Source organism: Dehalobacter sp. TeCB1, assembly GCF_001707455.1.
GTDB lineage: Bacteria > Bacillota > Desulfitobacteriia > Desulfitobacteriales > Syntrophobotulaceae > Dehalobacter > Dehalobacter restrictus.
Genome location: NZ_MCHF01000067.1, coordinates 84,831 through 100,716 on the forward strand (window position 1 = coordinate 84,831; position 15,886 = coordinate 100,716).

The following is a 15,886-nucleotide window of genomic DNA, read 5'->3' on the forward strand; positions in this document are numbered from 1 at the left end:
AAAGGAACGGGAGGGTAAAAATGAAAAATTCTACGGGTGAAATAATTGCCGATCTGTATCACCGCTATCCGCTGCTTAAGATCTGTCCGGTGGCTGCAGCGGTTGAAGAAATACTGGCTTGCTATGACCGTAAGAATAAACTGCTGATTTGCGGGAACGGCGGGAGTGCAGCTGATTCGCTGCATATTGTCGGGGAGCTGATGAAAGGCTTTCTTCTCCCCCGTAATCTTCATGAGGACAAACAGATGAAGATCAAGGCATTATTTCCTGAGCAAGCCGGATATTTTATAGATCATTTGCAAGAAGCGATCCCGGTGATTTCTCTGGTTAATGAGACGGCTCTCTTAACGGCTTATGCCAATGATCAGGCTGCTGATCTTAACTTCGCTCAACAGGTGATCGGGCTAGGAATGCCGGGAGATATTCTGATTGCAGTCAGCACCTCTGGCAATTCCCGAAATGTCGTTTATGCGGCTCAAATGGCAAAGGTGCAGGAAATGAAAGTAATCGCCCTTACCGGCAGGAGCGGAGGTCTTCTGAAAGCCTTAGCCGATGTTTTGCTTAGTGTTCCTGCTGATGAGACCTATATAATTCAGGAGTATCATCTGCCGATATATCACACGATTTGTTTGGCAGTTGAAAACGAATTGTTCGGTGGTGTAGCGTAATATGGAAGCAATTATCTTGGCAGGCGGATTCGGTACGCGATTAAAGCATATCATATCTGATGTTCCCAAACCGATGGCTCCGATAAACGGAGAACCTTTTTTAAGCTATTTATTGGATTATCTTAGGAAAGCCGGAGTAAGTCATGTCGTGCTTGCCGTAGGGTATAAGCATGGTGCTATTGTAGATTTTTTCGGAGATTACTATCAGGGGATTAAAATAACCTATTCCATTGAAGATACGCCTCTCGGAACAGGCGGGGCAATCAAAAAAGCTATTGACTGCTGCCAGGAAGAGGAGATTTTCGTGCTAAACGGGGATACCTTCTTTGAAGTAGATTTAATGGCGATGAAAGATTATCATCATAAGCGTGAAAGCCAGCTTACCATTGCTGTAAAAGCATTAAGCCACTTTGACAGATATGGGTCGGTCATTATCGAGAATAATGTGATAAAAGAATTCACGGAGAAAAAGCCTACGGTTTACGGGAAGATTAATGCCGGAATTTATCTTTTAAAGAGAACACTCTTAGATTCAATCGAAGAAGAATCATTCTCCTTTGAAGAAAAAATATTGCAAAGCGATAATAAAATATATGCCTTTGAGAGTACAGGATATTTTATCGACATTGGGGTTCCGGAGGATTACCGTCAAGCGCAAATTGATCTGGGGCTATATGAGTCAGAAGCAGGTAAGGTGGATGAATAAGGCTGTTTTCTTAGATCGTGATGGTACGATAAATATTGAAAAGAATTATCTCTATAAAGAAGATGAGTTTGTATTTATTGAAGGGGCGGCCCAGGCGATCAAGATATTACATGAAATGGGTTACAAAGTCATAGTGATAACCAATCAAGCCGGTGTAGCGAGAGGATATTATACTGAAGACGATGTAATAAAACTTCATCATTACCTGGATGCTGAGTTGAGAAAACATCATACCCATATCGACGCATACTATTACTGTCCTCATCATCCGGAAGGGGTGATACCGAAATACTCTCGAACCTGTCACTGCAGGAAACCAAACACCGGGATGATTGATCAGGCTGTCGCGGACTTTGAGATCGACCTTAAGGAAAGCATCCTTATCGGGGATAAAGAGACCGATATTCTGACGGGGAAGAATGCCGGGGTTAAGTATACCATTCTGGTACGTTCTGGGCACTTGATTAATGAAGCCGGCACGGAAGCCGATGCGGTATACGATGATTTATTGAGCTTTGCTCGAGTGGGTTTTCAGGATACAATACGACGGTCAGGAGAAGGGAAATGAGTAAGAAAATACTGTTTATAACCCAGCGGAAATTGCTGCCCATGCATGATGGCGCTTTACTGGGATCAATGGGATTTTTAAAATTCTTAAGATTATTGGATACGGAGGTCGACTGTGTTTCGTTCTATGACACGGAAGATTATTCGGAAGAAGAAAGAAGCTATCTCTCCACATTATGCAATTCGTTGCACTCAAGCAAACTCGTCTGGAAAAGCACTGCTTTAAATCTTTCGATGAAATACCCGAATAGTATAAGAAAATATACACGAAATTCCATGCGAAAATTAATACAAAGAATGGCTGCGCAAAAATCGTATGATATCGTTATCATTGATCATCTGCAAATGGCTGAATACATAAAAGACGTCAAAGCCCCGCTTACGGTATTGAGTGAGCATAACGTCGAATCTGAAATATGGGAAAACTATTCAACGATTTGCAACAGGTTAATAAAACCGATAGTGAAACTCAATGCCCGAAGGACACGAAAATATGAAATCGAAGCATTAACGCGTTTTGATTATGTTTTGGCGACAACGGATAGGGATAAAGATAAATTATCAGCTTTTAATCCTGAGGCTAATATAAAGGTAATGCATCCTTACAGTTGTTTTGATATCATTAAAGATGAGTACTCTATTAAAAAAGTAAATAAAAAAATCTTATTTATTGGTACTTATGGATGGTATCCAAATGAAAATGCTGCATTGTTTTTGATTTGTGAAGTAATGCCAATAATAAGGGATTTGATTGAGGACGTAGATTTGTATTTAGTCGGTCAAGGTCCTACGCAAGAAATGTATAATCAAATCAAGGAATATAATGACATTATTATTACTGGCCGTGTGGAATCAACAGATGAATACTATCAAATGTGCGATCTCTTCATAAATCCAATTAATGATGGAAGTGGTGTTAATATTAAAATGCTTGAGGCTATGGGAAAAGGAATACCGATTGTTTCATCAAAATTTGGATTAAGAGGATTTAATGATACAAAAAAAGAATTTGTTAGTGTATTCACTGATGCTCGAGAATGCGCAAGTATTGTTGTAGATTTACTAAAAGATGAGAATCGAAGGGTAAATCAAAGTATACTTGCACGAGATGCTTATTTAAAGTTTGTTGAGCCCAAAGAAGATATTAAATGTATATTTTATTAATCAATATATTAAGTATACAATTAAATGTACAATTGAATGTACATTTAATTAGGTTATTTATTGGAGTGGAAAATAATTGATAATCAATGGAATAATCAGATATAATATTCCTTCAATTCTAAAAACAATATATATTAACTTCAAATATTTGAATTTCCGACAAGCAATCAAGTTTCCGATTATAGTATCTCGCAATGTAGTATTTTTAAGGGCAAAAGGAAAAATCAAAATTGAGGGTGATTTATCCTTTGGGATGATAAAAATAGGGTTTAGCACCGTTGGGATTATTGATTTAAAAAGTAAACACACAATGTTAGAGATTATAGGTGAACTAATTTTTAAAGGTAGTGCAATAATTGGAACTGGTTCTAATATAAGTGTCTCTGGTAAATTATCGCTGGGTAATAACTTTAAGATTTCTGCAAACAGTAATATATATTGTACAAATGAAATTGTATTTGGTAATGATTGTTTAGTATCATGGGACTGTCTTTTTATGGATACAGATTCTCACGATATAATTGACAATGACACTAAAGAGAAAATTAATTTTGATAAAGAAATATTAATAGGAGATAGGGTTTGGTTTGGTTGTAGAGTATTAGTATTAAAAGGCACTAGTTTAAAGAGTGATGTTATTATCGCATCTAGTAGTCTTTTAAATAAGTGTTATGATGGAAATAATGTATTAATAGGTGGAATTCCGGCTAGAATAATTCGAAGTGGGGTTAGTTGGCGCATATAAAGAAACTGTCTTATACGTTCAAAAGTAAGCGTCAAAGACACCATCACATAGAATTGTAGCCTTGAAGATAGTACAATCACAATAAATATGGTTGAAAAAGTTGAAAAAGTTTGCACACTTTTTCAACCAAAGCGGAGTGGTTGTATGAATATACAAAAAGTCACAACAGAGTACCGACTATCACAGTGGATGCAGGTGATACAGGAACGGCAATCCAGCGGACAGAGCATTAAGGATTTCTGCCAGGAGAAAGGAATAAGTAAGCATGCATACTTTTATTGGCAGCGACAGTTACGAAAGGTTGCATGTATGGAACTTTCAAAACGGAAAGAAGAAACCATCGTAAGCTGTGTCCCGGAAGGGTGGATGCAACTTTCCCAAGGTCAAGAAATAAAATCAACGCTGGATATTGAAGTCGGTGGCTGTCACGTCACCGTGGATGCGGAGACGGATCCTGAACTTCTGAAAAAAGTCTGCCGCATATTGAGGGTGCTGTAATGAGATGGAGTGACAAACCCGTGTACCTATGCTGCGGGCATACCGATATGAGGAAATCAATCAACGGACTCATGGGGCTGGTTAAAGACAACTTTTCCATCGATCCGTTTTCAGAAGCATTGTTTGTATTCTGCAACCGGCATCGGAACAGAATAAAAATCCTGGAATGGGACGGCGACGGATTCTGGTTGTATTTCAAACGTCTGGAGCGCGGACATTTTCGCTGGCCGGCAAAGGGAGACACTGCCACCATGGTTCTTGAAACCAAAGAATTATCTTATCTTATTGAAGGTGCGAAACTGGAGAAAAAGCTGAAACGAGAAGAAGTTTTCGAGCGGCAAATCTCTTGAAATATTTATCTCGAAACAGCGTTTAGAACCGCATGAAATCTAGCTTTTTTGCGGTTTTTATGGTATAATTTTCTTATGAAAACGCAAGAAACTTCAGCAGAACAACTGCTTGGAATAATTGAAGAAAAGGACCGCAAAATTGCTGAATTAGAGCAACAAGTACAGTGGTTTATGTCACAGATCCGCCTTGCTAAGCATAAACAATTTGGCGCATCAAGTGAAAAGACAGACGGTATTCAGATGCTCATATTCAACGAGGCCGAATCAAGCGCCGATATAAGCAAGCCGGAACCGAAGCTTGCCGAGGTAAAAGCGCATTATCGTAAACGGACACGCCTTACAACTGACAAATTGCCGAAGGATTTACCTGTTGAGGTAATTGAACACGAGCTTCCGGCAGAAGAGTGTATTTGTCCGAATTGCAGCAGTCAGTTACATACAATGGGCAGGGAAACTCGCGAAGAACTCAAAGTCATTCCTGCCAAAGCAATCATTGTACGGCACGTACGGCATATTTACGCCTGCCGTAATTGTGAAGGAACTGCCGAGCATGTTCCTATCATAAAAGCAGATATGCCGGAACCTGTCATCAAAGGCGGATTTGCTTCCCCCGAGACAATTGCCCATATAGCGGTACAGAAATTCATGATGGCATCCCCACTATACCGACAGGAGCAGGAGTGGAAACAAAACGGCATCCTGCTTTCCCGGCAGACGATGTCAAACTGGATGATCAAAGCCAGTGAGGACTGGCTGGAACCGATATATGAAGAGATGAAGCTTAGATTATGTGAGCATGAAGTGCTCCACGCAGATGAAACCACGCTGCAGGTGTTGAAAGAACCGGGAAAGACGGCGCAGTCAAAGAGTTACATGTGGCTGTACCGCACCAGCGGAGATACAAAACACCAGATTGTAATTTATGACTATCAAGTTGACAGAAAACATACCCATCCTGGAAAATTCTTAAAAGATTTTACAGGTTACCTTCATACAGATGGATACGAAGGTTATCATAAGCTTCCTGAAAACATAATCGTTGTGGGCTGCCTGGCACATCTTAGGCGGAAGTTTTTCGATGCCTTTAAAACCCTGCCCAAGGAGAAACAACCGGAATCCAGTGCGGCAAAAGGGGTTACCTATTGTGACAAGCTGTTCCACCTTGAAAAACAGTTTGCTTCCCTTACCCCGTATAAACGCCTTCAAGAGCGCAAACGCTTGTCAAAGCCTGTATTTGATGACTTTTACAATTGGATCAATGGGCTTGCTGCTTTGCCTAACACACTTCTTGGTAAGGCGGTACATTATGCCAAGTCCCAACAAAAATATCTTAAGAGATACCTGCTGAACGGACGTCTTGAAATTTCAAACAACCGTGCGGAACGTAGTATTAAACCTTTTGTAATCGGTCGAAAGAACTGGATCTTTACTAACACACCAAACGGCGCCAGGGCCAGTGCGATTTATTACAGCCTAATTGTGAGTGCGAGAGAAAATGGCTTGAATCCATTTGAATATTTAACATGGATTTTTACAAATGCCCCTAACTTAGGAAGAGCGGGTTACATATCTGAAATTAAAGACTTTTTACCTGGTAGTGCAGCCTTGCCGGAGAAAGTATTCACCCCGCAGCCCGGTAACGGAAGTCCGGAAAAATATGCGTGGGAGGAAGACTGATGAAGGTTGGAAAACATACGGCGTTTATGATAGATTTTATCTCTGATTTTGCTGACGGAAAGATATCAAGATATCTCTTCGAAATGGATTATTCAGGCTATGTTATTGAGCATTTTCCGAAGATGAAAAGGGAGAATGCTCGTTTAGCGCAAAAATTCGTCAGCACTGTCGATGATGTCTTCGAATATGCTCAAGCTAACAACATATCTGATGATGATTTTAGGATAATGGTTAACAATGCTCTTTGCGATCTTCTTGGAGTGGATGAGCCTGATTTAATGTAGCTCACGTCTGAATCTGTTTGACGCTTACAGATGAAAAGGGAGAATGCTCGTTTAGCACAAAAATTCGTCAGCACTGTCGATGATGTCTTCGAATATGCTCAAGCTAACAACATATCTGATGATGATTTTAGGATAATGGTTAACAATGCTCTTTGCGATCTTCTTGGAGTGGATGAGCCTGATTTAATGTAGCTCACGTCTGAATCTGTTTGACGCTTACGTTCAAAATACAAAACGTTTTCGTATTTGGGATAAGCCATTCAAAGGCTATTATTGTTAAGCTAATAAACGATGCATATTCATGATTTACGAATGTAGGGTGTTGTCTGGATTGAATAACCCTCCGTTGTTGGAATTTGAATGGAAGTGTCTTTTAATGATAAATTATCACAGAGTACATATAATCCGGTGTACAAGGTCTTCCCGGCTTTAGATCCCGGTCTGGTGGCGACAACCGAATTATTTGTTATAGTTGCACAGGTAATATTTAGATTGATACCCAGGGGGGAGCTTATTACCGCCTTAAGATCAGGCCATTCAATATAGTTATTCTCGAATATGATTTTAGCAGTTTTAACTTCATTTTTATTACCGACAGTCATAATAAGTGAGTTTTGCTTTTCAGAATACGGGGCAGGAGTTTTAATGACGATATGATTATCTCGTGCAATATAGGTGTCGGTAGGAGACGGGTTATCTAATCTGTAAGCGGGAAGGATACAATTATTAAAGCTCTCATTAACCATATAGGCATGAATTGTATTGTTAGAAAACGTGTAATTATGGATGGGTTGTCCGTAAGGCATCGCTAATTTATAGACATCAAACGTATTATTCTCCACAACGACGGTATCCATTTCATGTTGGTAGTAGCTTAGGCTTACCCAAAGCTCGTCGTAGGGTCTGTTAAAGATATCGGCATAAGATTTCTCTACGATATAGGTGTTATTCTTATAAAGTCGGTTAATTCCGTGATAGTCTCTCTTTGTGGCTGATTTGGATTTCATAAGTTCGGCATTGGATTTCGTAGCTGAGAATGAAATGTTATTTTTCCAATAATTATCTTCATAATCCAGATCCCAACAACTGAGGTAAGCGTCATATACTACTGTAGCTCGATTGATTACATGCAATCCCTCGACATGGTTATTGAAATAGTCGCATTTGTTTCCTTCGAAAAATATAAAGCAATGGTATAGCTCCGGTGACGGCGGCGCACCGTCCCAATCGTTGTCACTGGTTACGGTATTATCTCTAACTTCCAAGTAGGCCATCTTTTCAGCGACTTGAGAACCGTATGGATTCTCATTGGTAATTCCCTGAGTATAAAAAGCATATACGAAATTCTTGATATCATTGCCTATAAGTTCGGCGTGAGCTATCGGAACATCGTCAAGATAAATGAATCCTTTATAACGCTCTTTCAGATTTCTGCAGGTATTGTTATTAAATACAAAATGAGTGATGCCGAAGTCAGAGACTGTTGGATCAATAAATTGTACCTTAGAATCAGTAGTTTGTTTCCAGGTTAACAATCTAATATTCCCTTCAAAATAGCAATGCTCTATTTTGAAATTGTCTAGTTTTTTACTGCCTTGGATATTAAATATAAAAACATATCCGTTATTTTTTTGAGTGAACCGGATGTTTTCTATAGTGACTTGCTTTGCTTGAATGTTGAATAAAAATTCTTCACCAGTCGTATTAGTAAAAGCCAGTTCGGCTTTATTCGATGTCCCATTCATATTAATATTGCTGTTAATTAATTTGGCGTTAACCGAGCCGGAGATAAAATACTTACTGTCTACTAATATATTTGTACCTGAGTTTAGCTCTTTGCACAGAAGAGAATAATTTAAACTACCTTTAGAGGCATCATCCGGAATCATGCCAATTTGACTGCATGTTTTTCCGTTTAGTGTAGAGGATGAAACGGTTTTTGCGGCGAAAATATTTTGAGGTAACAAAAGACTAATTAGTACTGTTAATGAAATAATCACTGTAAGATGTTTACATTTATTCATAAGGCTCCTCTCCTCTCGAAGATAGCGAGCTTAGAATAAAAGCCGCTGATCCTTTGATGGACAGCGGCATAATTGCGTATTGTACTGCTAAAAAAATATAGCCGCAAATCCATCGTAAGATAGCGACTAATAGTCTAATAGTTCGGCGGCCTGGCGATCATCGGCATTACCCGGAAGACCCATAGCTTTGCGTCCTTTGCTTTCGCAAAGTTTGCCTTTATCGCTACCAAATATTCAACTAATCTTATGCTACCATACTATGTCAAATAATTCAAGTATTAATCAAATTTTGTCAATGCATCTAAAATTGGGGTACAGAATCTATAAATAAGTTATTTTACAGGGGTGAATGCAGCCTTGATACGACGGAATAACCAGTATGTTGGTTTTATTACGAAATAGAGCAGAAATAGAGAATCAGGCAGGCGAATGTGTTTGAACTCTATTTCAGATGGATATAGAGTTGACAGCATTTTAGAAAAGAAATAATTAAATTTGGAATTGTAATTATAGTATTTTGCATTTCTCAGAGAATATTCATGAGTTGGTTTTGGAGGTGAAGAAAGATTTGCGTCGTTTTTTATGCCTGAAAACTGTTCCATGACAATCCAAGCTAACTGCCAGGCTTTGGTATCATTTATCGCGGCGTTTAATAAATCATCGGGAAATTCGATACCATACAGCAGATCAAGCAATATAATAGTCTGATGCAATATTGGCAGCAATTCTAAATTTTCAGCAGCATCGATTATTCTTTTCCAATCAACACCTTGCATTATAAATTCTTTAATATCGTAAAGCCAACGTAATCGGTCCCATTTATGTTTGTACCCATGTACCATCAAAAAAATGAACCAGTGCGTGTCATCCATTACAAAAACGTGAGATCCGTGCAGTACATTTGTTTGGACATTAAGTTCAGATGCAGACGGGAAACCTTTGATATGATAAGAACGGATTCTCCAATGAAGCTCAACCACAATCGCATGTTTTTCGTTATAATATTGGAAATGATGTTCTTTTTTAAAATAAAATTTTCTTTGTTTGGGTGTTAATTCGAAATCTGGTGAGGTTCTTCTATAATCTAGTTCTTTTAACAACGTTTCTGTTTTAATCAATTCTTCGGGGTCGACTAGAATATCAATATCGCCAGAAGGTCTTAATGTAATATCTTCACCAATTCTAGTAGACAGCGGTGGCCCCTTTAAAAAAATAGGTTTTACTCCAAAGGATATCATGTATTTGGTAATCCGAACCATTTCTTCGGCTATGCTGATTGTATGTAGGCCATTTTTTAGACTATGTGTTTTTAGAGTATCCATAATATATAAAGGGATTGTCAGATTATGCTGAGATAACGCTTTATATAAAAGAGGGAAAAGACGATGAACTAGAGATAAACGCAATACTTTATCCCAATCTAACGAATTTGATTCTTCTTGATTAGGACTTATTCTTTGTGAGCATTCGAGAATAAACCTTAGTTCATATGGTATTTGAGGAATCGTGCTAGAATTAAAAGTCATAAATTAATGATCATTTCTTTCCATAAAATTGTATATAGGTGTACTTGATGAGTGCGACATGGTATAATTTAGAAAATATAATTGATTATTACATGAATAAGCATATTTTTCAACCAACTTATTTTAAAATTATTACTAATTGGAGAGTTTAAAATGGACACAATAATAGTTACTGGTGGTGCTGGATTTATTGGTTCTCACCTTTGCGAGAGATTGTTTTATGATGGCTGGCGGGTAATTAATGTAGATAATTTTAATGATTTTTATGATCCGTTAATTAAACGCAGAAATGCTGCAGATTGTAAAGAATTTTTGGTTCGCAATGGTTTATCTGGTGATAAATACATTGTTGCAGATGGCGACATCTGTGATATGATTTTCCTAAGAGATATTTTTAAAAAATTTCTTCCTCTGGCAGTCATTCACTTAGCAGCCTATGCCGGTGTTCGTCCGTCAATACAAAGACCTGAACTCTATGTTCAGGTGAATATAAATGGCACAACGAATGTACTCGAGTGTATGAAGGAATTTGGTGTCAAGTATCATGTTTTTGCATCATCTTCTTCTGTATATGGTAACAATTTAAAAGTGCCTTTTGCTGAAGATGATTTTGTTGACAAACCGATTTCTCCCTATGCCGCCACAAAAAAAGCCGGAGAATTACTATGCCATACATATCATCATCTCTATGATATTAATACAGCGTGTTTGCGATTTTTTACTGTATATGGCCCGCGCCAGAGGCCGGATTTAGCAATTCATAAATTTACTCAATTGATAATGGAGGGCAAACCAATTCCTTTTTATGGAAATGGTACTACCCAAAGAGATTATACCTATATTGATGATATTATTGATGGCATTGTCAGGGCATTGGATTGGGTAAGGAATGGTGAAAAAAGATATGAAATCTTTAACCTTGGCGAATCAAAAACCATCTCTTTATCAGAAATGGTTAATACACTTGAAACTGCATTAAACAGGAAAGCTGAGCTGGAAATGCTGCCGTCTCAGCCGGGAGATGTTGAGAGGACCTATGCAGATATTTCAAAATCAAAAATAATGCTTGATTACAATCCGACGACGGAATTTACTGAAGGCATTGCCAAGTTTATTAAATGGTACAGACGAAGAAACTATAGATAATAGCGAATATTTAAGATATACTAGAGTTGTATCAAGATGTTGGAGAAGTAAGGAGAGCCTTGGTATATGAGCAAAATTTCAATAATTGGAACTGGGTACGTAGGACTGGTTACAGGCGCATGCTTATCCGAATTCGGACATCGGGTAACCTGCTTGGATATTGATGATAAGAAGATAAGTGACCTAAAAAAAGGTATTATCCCTATCTATGAACCGGGGCTTGAGGATATTGTTTCAAATAATTACAAGGCAGGCAGATTGAATTTTACGACAGATTACAAGTTAGCAGTAGATAATGCAGAAGTCATTTTTATTGCTGTTGGTACACCGCCTCAGGATGATGGGTCAGCTGACTTGGAATATGTTCTTTCAGCGGCCGAATCCATTGCGGAAAATATGAATGACTATAAGGTCATTGTGGACAAGTCCACGGTGCCGGTAGGTACTGGCCGACTTGTGAAAAATGCTGTAGAAAAAGTATTAAAGAAACGTAATGCCCATATTAACTTTGATGTTGTATCGAATCCGGAATTTTTAAGAGAGGGTGCTGCGGTAAACGATTTTATGCATCCGGAAAGAATAGTCATCGGTTCAGATAGCTCCAAGGCTGAAGAGGCAATGCGTGATGTTTACAAAGTGCTTTATCTTAACAACCATCCGTTTGTCTTTACAAACCTTGAAACGGCTGAAATTATTAAATATGCTGCCAATGCTTTCCTTGCCACAAAAATCACATTTATTAATGAAATTTCACGTTTGTGCGAAGTGGCAGGGGGAGACGTACAGCAGGTATCAAAAGCGATGGGGCTGGATAAACGTATCGGGAAATTTTTCTTACATGCCGGGCCGGGTTACGGGGGAAGCTGCTTTCCAAAGGATACAAAAGCGCTGGTCCATATCGGAAAACAGTTTGGGGTCGACATGTCCATAGTCGATTCGGTGATCCACTCCAATCATGCTCAAAAATTAAGAATGGTGGATAAAATTATTGCAGTAATGAATTCAGTCGAAGGCAAAAAAATTACAGTATTAGGACTGGCGTTTAAGCCCGGAACCGATGATATACGTGAAGCGCCTTCGATTACGATTATTCATGAGTTACTCAAACGGGGTGCTAATATCACAGCCTATGACCCGGTTGCTATGGATAATGCAAAAAAATATGTTTTTTCTGATGTGGATATCAATTATGCTGAGAATGAATACGAGGCGACGAATGATACTGACGCTGTTGTTATCCTAACAGAATGGAACCAGTTTAGGAGCCTTGATTTAAATTCGATAAAGAATCGGATGAAGAGTCACTATTTCTTCGATTTCAGGAATATTTATGATAAAGAATCGCTGGAAACACTTGGTTTTGTTTATGATGGCGTAGGAAAAAAAAGCTCTATTTGAAAGGATGGATACAGTGGATATTTGGCGAATTATCAATTCAGTTCTGCGCAGATGGTGGCTTATTGTTATACTGACAGTATTTCTCGGTATTATTGGTTATTTTATTAATATATATTCGGCACAAACTATATACAGCGCTAATACGACGATGTACGTTTTAAATAAAGATCGCGTTGAGGGACAGACGTTAAGCTCATCAGACTTATATGTAAGCCAATCGCTAATAACACAGTATTCTGGAATTTTCTACAGCAGAGCTGTTTCAACTGCAGCAGCAGAGGAACTTAATATGTATCATATTTCTGATAAAATGCTGGCTTCTATGGTGAGTATTTCCAGTGAGAAGAATTCGAACATCCTGGTGGTCACGGCAGTATCTCCTGACCCTAATCTTGCAGCCGCGGCAGCAAATGCAATGTCAAATGAATTTATATTGCTGATAAAGGATATTACGAAGAGTGATTTTATCGGAATTATTGATGAAGCACAGGTTCCCGCGATTCCGGATAATAATAATGGACTTTTGAAGACTCTGCTTTTTGTTTTTGGAGGAATAGTCATTGCTTTAGGAATCATTTATTTGCTTGAATATTTTGATACAACGATCCGTTCATCGGAAATAATAGAAGAGAATTTAAAATTACGTGTCATTGGTATTATTCCTGAACACGATATTAGCTAGGGGGAATGAGAATGCAACTAAAAACCTTCAATGTATATAATAATAGCAATAAAGCTGTCCACGATGCTTATGATATGCTGACAGCAAAAATCCATATTAACAACAATGAGAAAAAGTTAAAGACTTTTGCGCTGGCGAGCTGTAATCCGAAGGAAGGAAAAACATCGCTGGCAATCAGTCTGGCAATATCTATCGCTCACTCCGGTTGGAAAGTGCTTCTTGTTGATGCCGATATGAGAAAACCAACCAACGAGAAGAGGCTCAATCAGGAATCCCAATTGGGTTTATCGGAGTACCTGTCCGGAAAAATAGAACTCAATGAAGGAATATGTGAAACGAATATCACCAATCTGACATATCTTTCTTGTGGGATGAATCCCAACAACCCGGTCGAGCTATTGTGTTCAGTACGCTTTAAGCAGTTATTGGAAAAGGTACAAAGCAATTATGATTATGTGCTTTTCGACACGCCTGCTTTGGAAAGCGTTGCTGATGGTTCGATCATAGCATCACATGTTGATGCCGCATTATTGGTAGTGGAGGCTGGAACCACCTCAATGAAGAGTTTAAAGCGTGCGAAGGAACAGTTGGCGAGTCTCGGCGCTAACCTAACGGGTGTCGTGTTGAACAAAATGAAGAGACGCGATTATAAGAAATACTATGGATCCTATGATTATTTCACGAAGGCAAGAAAGACGAAAAGGTCTCTTTTAGGGTATTTGAAAAACTTTTTATTACCGCCATCTGATCAGGGAATTCCTAAAAATTTTTAGTATTTCTTTACGCAATATTATTTTCAATACGATGAAAAGGGAAATCGGGGAAATATGTTGGAATATGGAAATATTTTTCTTGACTCTCTTCTAAATAAATGCTAATATTTAACTACAATAAATAAAGAACCCTTATAAAACTTATAACTGACAATAGCAAACCTGCTGAAAAGCAGGGACGCAAAGCTATAGGGCCTGTAAGATGGCAGCCAGCTACCAAAACTAGGTTTTTTTGTTTTCTAAAACTTATTACTGATAATGGCAAACTTGTTGAAAAGCAAGGACGCAAAGCTAAAGGGCCTGTAAAATGGCAGCCAGCTACCAAAATTAAGTTTTTTTATTTTTTACAAGGGATATCATTTCTTAGAAAGGACCAATATAAAATTATAATAGAATGATAATTGTTACTTATTTAAAATAATGATAAAATAAAAATATATACAAATATATAGCTTGACTAAATAAGTGTGAAATCAGCAATATTTATTTTCGAAAGGTGGAGAAGAAAAATGAAAACATACGTTAAACCTAGTCTTGAATGTATTGAATTAAGAACAGAGGAAAGCTTGGCCTGCATTGCGTCTACGCCAGTGTCGATACCAGGATCTAATCCGGGAAACAATGGCAATCACAATGGTTGGGGCAACGGTAACGGTAATGGTAATGGTAATGGCAATGGCAATGGCAAACATTAAGTAATTCTTCAAAAATGCATTAGAAGATCGCCCACAAATATGGTATAATTTACTTGAACCTGTCAATATAAGGCAGGTTCATTTTTCAGTGAAAGAGATGATCATTTATGAATTGTTTATACTATCAGATTGCCGGGTTGACGATAAAGGTTATTTCAAGCCGCTTAGATGGTTTCCGTACACTTGATGCTTTTGCGATGGATCATCCTTCTGAGATAATTGATCTGGAAATCATGACGACACCAAGCGTTCACGTTTCTATTCCTGAAGGGAAGCTGCTTATTGATGATCAGGCCAAATGGGTGTGTATTCCCGGAGCATATTATAATACATCGGTTTATCTGCCTAATGAAACCACTGGCGAAGTGATTTGCAGGGCAGATGCCAATGAAGACTGGAGCAGCGCAGAGATTACCTATGTAGAAAATGAAGAGATCGTTGAAGCGATTGTAGCCGGTTTCTTATTGGAGATCATATTCCGAAACCGTTTGCTTTTCAAACAAGGAATCGTCATTCACGCCTCGGCGATATCCTGGGAAGGGCAGGGAATTGTGTTTACAGCCCCTTCAGGGACTGGAAAGTCTACCCAGGCGAAGCTTTGGGCAGAGCATATGCAGGCCCGGGTCTTAAATGATGACAGACCTGCAATAAGACTAATAGATCAAAATCCCACTATTTACGGTACCCCATGGAGCGGATCAAAAACGCTATATTATAATGCGTCGGCTCCTCTGAAAGCAATTGTTTTATTGGAGCAGGCTTCGAAAAATGAGATTATCAATTTATCTGCAGCGCAAGCGGTATCCAAGATCATGCCCAGATGTTTTTTACCGTACTATGATCAGGAGATCATGGGCATGTGTTTAAACACCCTGGGAGAGATGCTCTCCGGTATTTCTGTATACCATCTTAAATGCCGTCCGGACATGGGGGCAGTAAAGCTGCTGCACCAATGTCTGGCGAATCAATATTTCATATAGATT

The 15,886-nt window shown here is 38.5% G+C and carries 17 protein-coding genes and 3 riboswitches; of the genes, 15 read left to right on the forward strand and 2 right to left on the reverse strand.

Going from position 1 to position 15,886, the window contains the following annotated elements; genetic code table 11:
• The first annotated feature begins 20 nt into the window (after window positions 1-20).
• From A7D23_RS14810 to A7D23_RS14850, 9 genes are all read left to right on the forward strand, one after another.
• Window positions 21-668, forward strand: a complete 648-nt coding sequence (locus tag A7D23_RS14810) for an SIS domain-containing protein (protein ID WP_068884309.1) — start codon at window positions 21-23, stop codon at window positions 666-668.
• 1 nt (window position 669) lies between these two features.
• Entirely contained in the window at window positions 670-1,374 is a 705-nt protein-coding gene (locus A7D23_RS14815; protein WP_068884311.1) for a nucleotidyltransferase family protein, read from the forward strand.
• Complete coding sequence (gene gmhB / locus A7D23_RS14820; RefSeq protein ID WP_068884314.1) at window positions 1,367-1,942, forward strand: D-glycero-beta-D-manno-heptose 1,7-bisphosphate 7-phosphatase; 576 nt, start codon at window positions 1,367-1,369, stop codon at window positions 1,940-1,942. The genes A7D23_RS14815 and gmhB overlap by 8 nt, the downstream gene beginning before the upstream one ends.
• Entirely contained in the window at window positions 1,939-3,105 is a 1,167-nt protein-coding gene (locus tag A7D23_RS14825; RefSeq protein WP_068884316.1) for a glycosyltransferase, read from the forward strand. Before gmhB ends, A7D23_RS14825 begins: the two co-directional genes overlap by 4 nt.
• 76 nt (window positions 3,106-3,181) lie before the next feature.
• Window positions 3,182-3,850, forward strand: a complete 669-nt coding sequence (locus A7D23_RS14830) for a hypothetical protein (RefSeq protein ID WP_083221942.1) — start codon at window positions 3,182-3,184, stop codon at window positions 3,848-3,850.
• Window positions 3,851-3,994: 144 nt separating this feature from the next.
• Window positions 3,995-4,348 carry a transposase gene (locus tag A7D23_RS14835; RefSeq protein ID WP_068884318.1) on the forward strand — a complete coding sequence of 118 codons (354 nt, stop codon included), beginning with the start codon at window positions 3,995-3,997 and terminating at the stop codon, window positions 4,346-4,348.
• On the forward strand, window positions 4,348-4,698 hold the full coding sequence (tnpB, locus tag A7D23_RS14840; protein ID WP_068884320.1) for an IS66 family insertion sequence element accessory protein TnpB: 351 nt from the start codon (window positions 4,348-4,350) through the stop codon (window positions 4,696-4,698). The genes A7D23_RS14835 and tnpB overlap by 1 nt, the downstream gene beginning before the upstream one ends.
• A gap of 75 nt (window positions 4,699-4,773) precedes the next feature.
• Complete coding sequence (locus tag A7D23_RS14845; RefSeq protein ID WP_068884322.1) at window positions 4,774-6,375, forward strand: IS66 family transposase; 1,602 nt, start codon at window positions 4,774-4,776, stop codon at window positions 6,373-6,375.
• Complete coding sequence (locus A7D23_RS14850; RefSeq protein WP_068884324.1) at window positions 6,375-6,659, forward strand: hypothetical protein; 285 nt, start codon at window positions 6,375-6,377, stop codon at window positions 6,657-6,659. The genes A7D23_RS14845 and A7D23_RS14850 overlap by 1 nt, the downstream gene beginning before the upstream one ends.
• Window positions 6,660-6,958: 299 nt before the next feature.
• Here the strand turns inward: A7D23_RS14850 and A7D23_RS14855 are convergent, their stop codons facing one another.
• Window positions 6,959-8,683 carry a hypothetical protein gene (locus A7D23_RS14855; RefSeq protein WP_068884326.1) on the reverse strand — a complete coding sequence of 575 codons (1,725 nt, stop codon included), beginning with the start codon at window positions 8,681-8,683 and terminating at the stop codon, window positions 6,959-6,961.
• A 141-nt stretch (window positions 8,684-8,824) separates the two neighbouring features.
• A riboswitch (cyclic di-GMP riboswitch) is annotated at window positions 8,825-8,909 on the reverse strand.
• A gap of 106 nt (window positions 8,910-9,015) precedes the next feature.
• Window positions 9,016-10,209, reverse strand: coding sequence for a nucleotidyltransferase family protein (locus A7D23_RS14860; protein WP_068884328.1), 1,194 nt, complete (start codon window positions 10,207-10,209; stop codon window positions 9,016-9,018).
• Between the two features lie 153 nt (window positions 10,210-10,362).
• Between A7D23_RS14860 and A7D23_RS14865 the strand changes: the two genes are divergently transcribed.
• From A7D23_RS14865 to A7D23_RS14890, 6 genes are all read left to right on the forward strand, one after another.
• Entirely contained in the window at window positions 10,363-11,355 is a 993-nt protein-coding gene (locus A7D23_RS14865) for an NAD-dependent epimerase/dehydratase family protein (RefSeq protein WP_068884330.1), read from the forward strand.
• 66 nt (window positions 11,356-11,421) lie between these two features.
• Window positions 11,422-12,753: a UDP-glucose/GDP-mannose dehydrogenase family protein gene (locus A7D23_RS14870; RefSeq protein WP_068884337.1), complete on the forward strand. Its 1,332-nt coding sequence runs from the start codon at window positions 11,422-11,424 to the stop codon at window positions 12,751-12,753.
• Between the two features lie 13 nt (window positions 12,754-12,766).
• Window positions 12,767-13,435, forward strand: a complete 669-nt coding sequence (locus A7D23_RS14875; RefSeq protein WP_068884342.1) for a Wzz/FepE/Etk N-terminal domain-containing protein — start codon at window positions 12,767-12,769, stop codon at window positions 13,433-13,435.
• A gap of 11 nt (window positions 13,436-13,446) precedes the next feature.
• Window positions 13,447-14,208 carry a CpsD/CapB family tyrosine-protein kinase gene (locus tag A7D23_RS14880; protein ID WP_068884347.1) on the forward strand — a complete coding sequence of 254 codons (762 nt, stop codon included), beginning with the start codon at window positions 13,447-13,449 and terminating at the stop codon, window positions 14,206-14,208.
• A gap of 145 nt (window positions 14,209-14,353) precedes the next feature.
• A riboswitch (cyclic di-GMP riboswitch) is annotated at window positions 14,354-14,429 on the forward strand.
• Window positions 14,430-14,458: 29 nt separating this feature from the next.
• Window positions 14,459-14,534, forward strand: a riboswitch (cyclic di-GMP riboswitch).
• A 183-nt stretch (window positions 14,535-14,717) separates the two neighbouring features.
• Complete coding sequence (locus tag A7D23_RS14885; protein ID WP_068884349.1) at window positions 14,718-14,903, forward strand: hypothetical protein; 186 nt, start codon at window positions 14,718-14,720, stop codon at window positions 14,901-14,903.
• 107 nt (window positions 14,904-15,010) lie between these two features.
• Window positions 15,011-15,883: a hypothetical protein gene (locus tag A7D23_RS14890; RefSeq protein ID WP_068884352.1), complete on the forward strand. Its 873-nt coding sequence runs from the start codon at window positions 15,011-15,013 to the stop codon at window positions 15,881-15,883.
• Window positions 15,884-15,886: the final 3 nt, after the last annotated feature.

Bases quoted from the DNA above. Each gene is read 5' to 3' on its own strand.
- A7D23_RS14810 (WP_068884309.1), top strand. From the start codon at position 21: ATGAAAAATTCTACGGGTGAAATAATTGCCGATCTGTATCACCGCTAT.
- A7D23_RS14815 (WP_068884311.1), top strand. From the start codon at position 670: ATGGAAGCAATTATCTTGGCAGGCGGATTCGGTACGCGATTAAAGCAT.
- gmhB (WP_068884314.1), top strand. From the start codon at position 1,367: ATGAATAAGGCTGTTTTCTTAGATCGTGATGGTACGATAAATATTGAA.
- A7D23_RS14825 (WP_068884316.1), top strand. From the start codon at position 1,939: ATGAGTAAGAAAATACTGTTTATAACCCAGCGGAAATTGCTGCCCATG.
- A7D23_RS14835 (WP_068884318.1), top strand. From the start codon at position 3,995: ATGAATATACAAAAAGTCACAACAGAGTACCGACTATCACAGTGGATG.
- tnpB (WP_068884320.1), top strand. From the start codon at position 4,348: ATGAGATGGAGTGACAAACCCGTGTACCTATGCTGCGGGCATACCGAT.
- A7D23_RS14845 (WP_068884322.1), top strand. From the start codon at position 4,774: ATGAAAACGCAAGAAACTTCAGCAGAACAACTGCTTGGAATAATTGAA.
- A7D23_RS14850 (WP_068884324.1), top strand. From the start codon at position 6,375: ATGAAGGTTGGAAAACATACGGCGTTTATGATAGATTTTATCTCTGAT.
- A7D23_RS14855 (WP_068884326.1), bottom strand. From the start codon at position 8,683: ATGAATAAATGTAAACATCTTACAGTGATTATTTCATTAACAGTACTA.
- A7D23_RS14860 (WP_068884328.1), bottom strand. From the start codon at position 10,209: ATGACTTTTAATTCTAGCACGATTCCTCAAATACCATATGAACTAAGG.
- A7D23_RS14865 (WP_068884330.1), top strand. From the start codon at position 10,363: ATGGACACAATAATAGTTACTGGTGGTGCTGGATTTATTGGTTCTCAC.
- A7D23_RS14870 (WP_068884337.1), top strand. From the start codon at position 11,422: ATGAGCAAAATTTCAATAATTGGAACTGGGTACGTAGGACTGGTTACA.
- A7D23_RS14880 (WP_068884347.1), top strand. From the start codon at position 13,447: ATGCAACTAAAAACCTTCAATGTATATAATAATAGCAATAAAGCTGTC.
- A7D23_RS14885 (WP_068884349.1), top strand. From the start codon at position 14,718: ATGAAAACATACGTTAAACCTAGTCTTGAATGTATTGAATTAAGAACA.
- A7D23_RS14890 (WP_068884352.1), top strand. From the start codon at position 15,011: ATGAATTGTTTATACTATCAGATTGCCGGGTTGACGATAAAGGTTATT.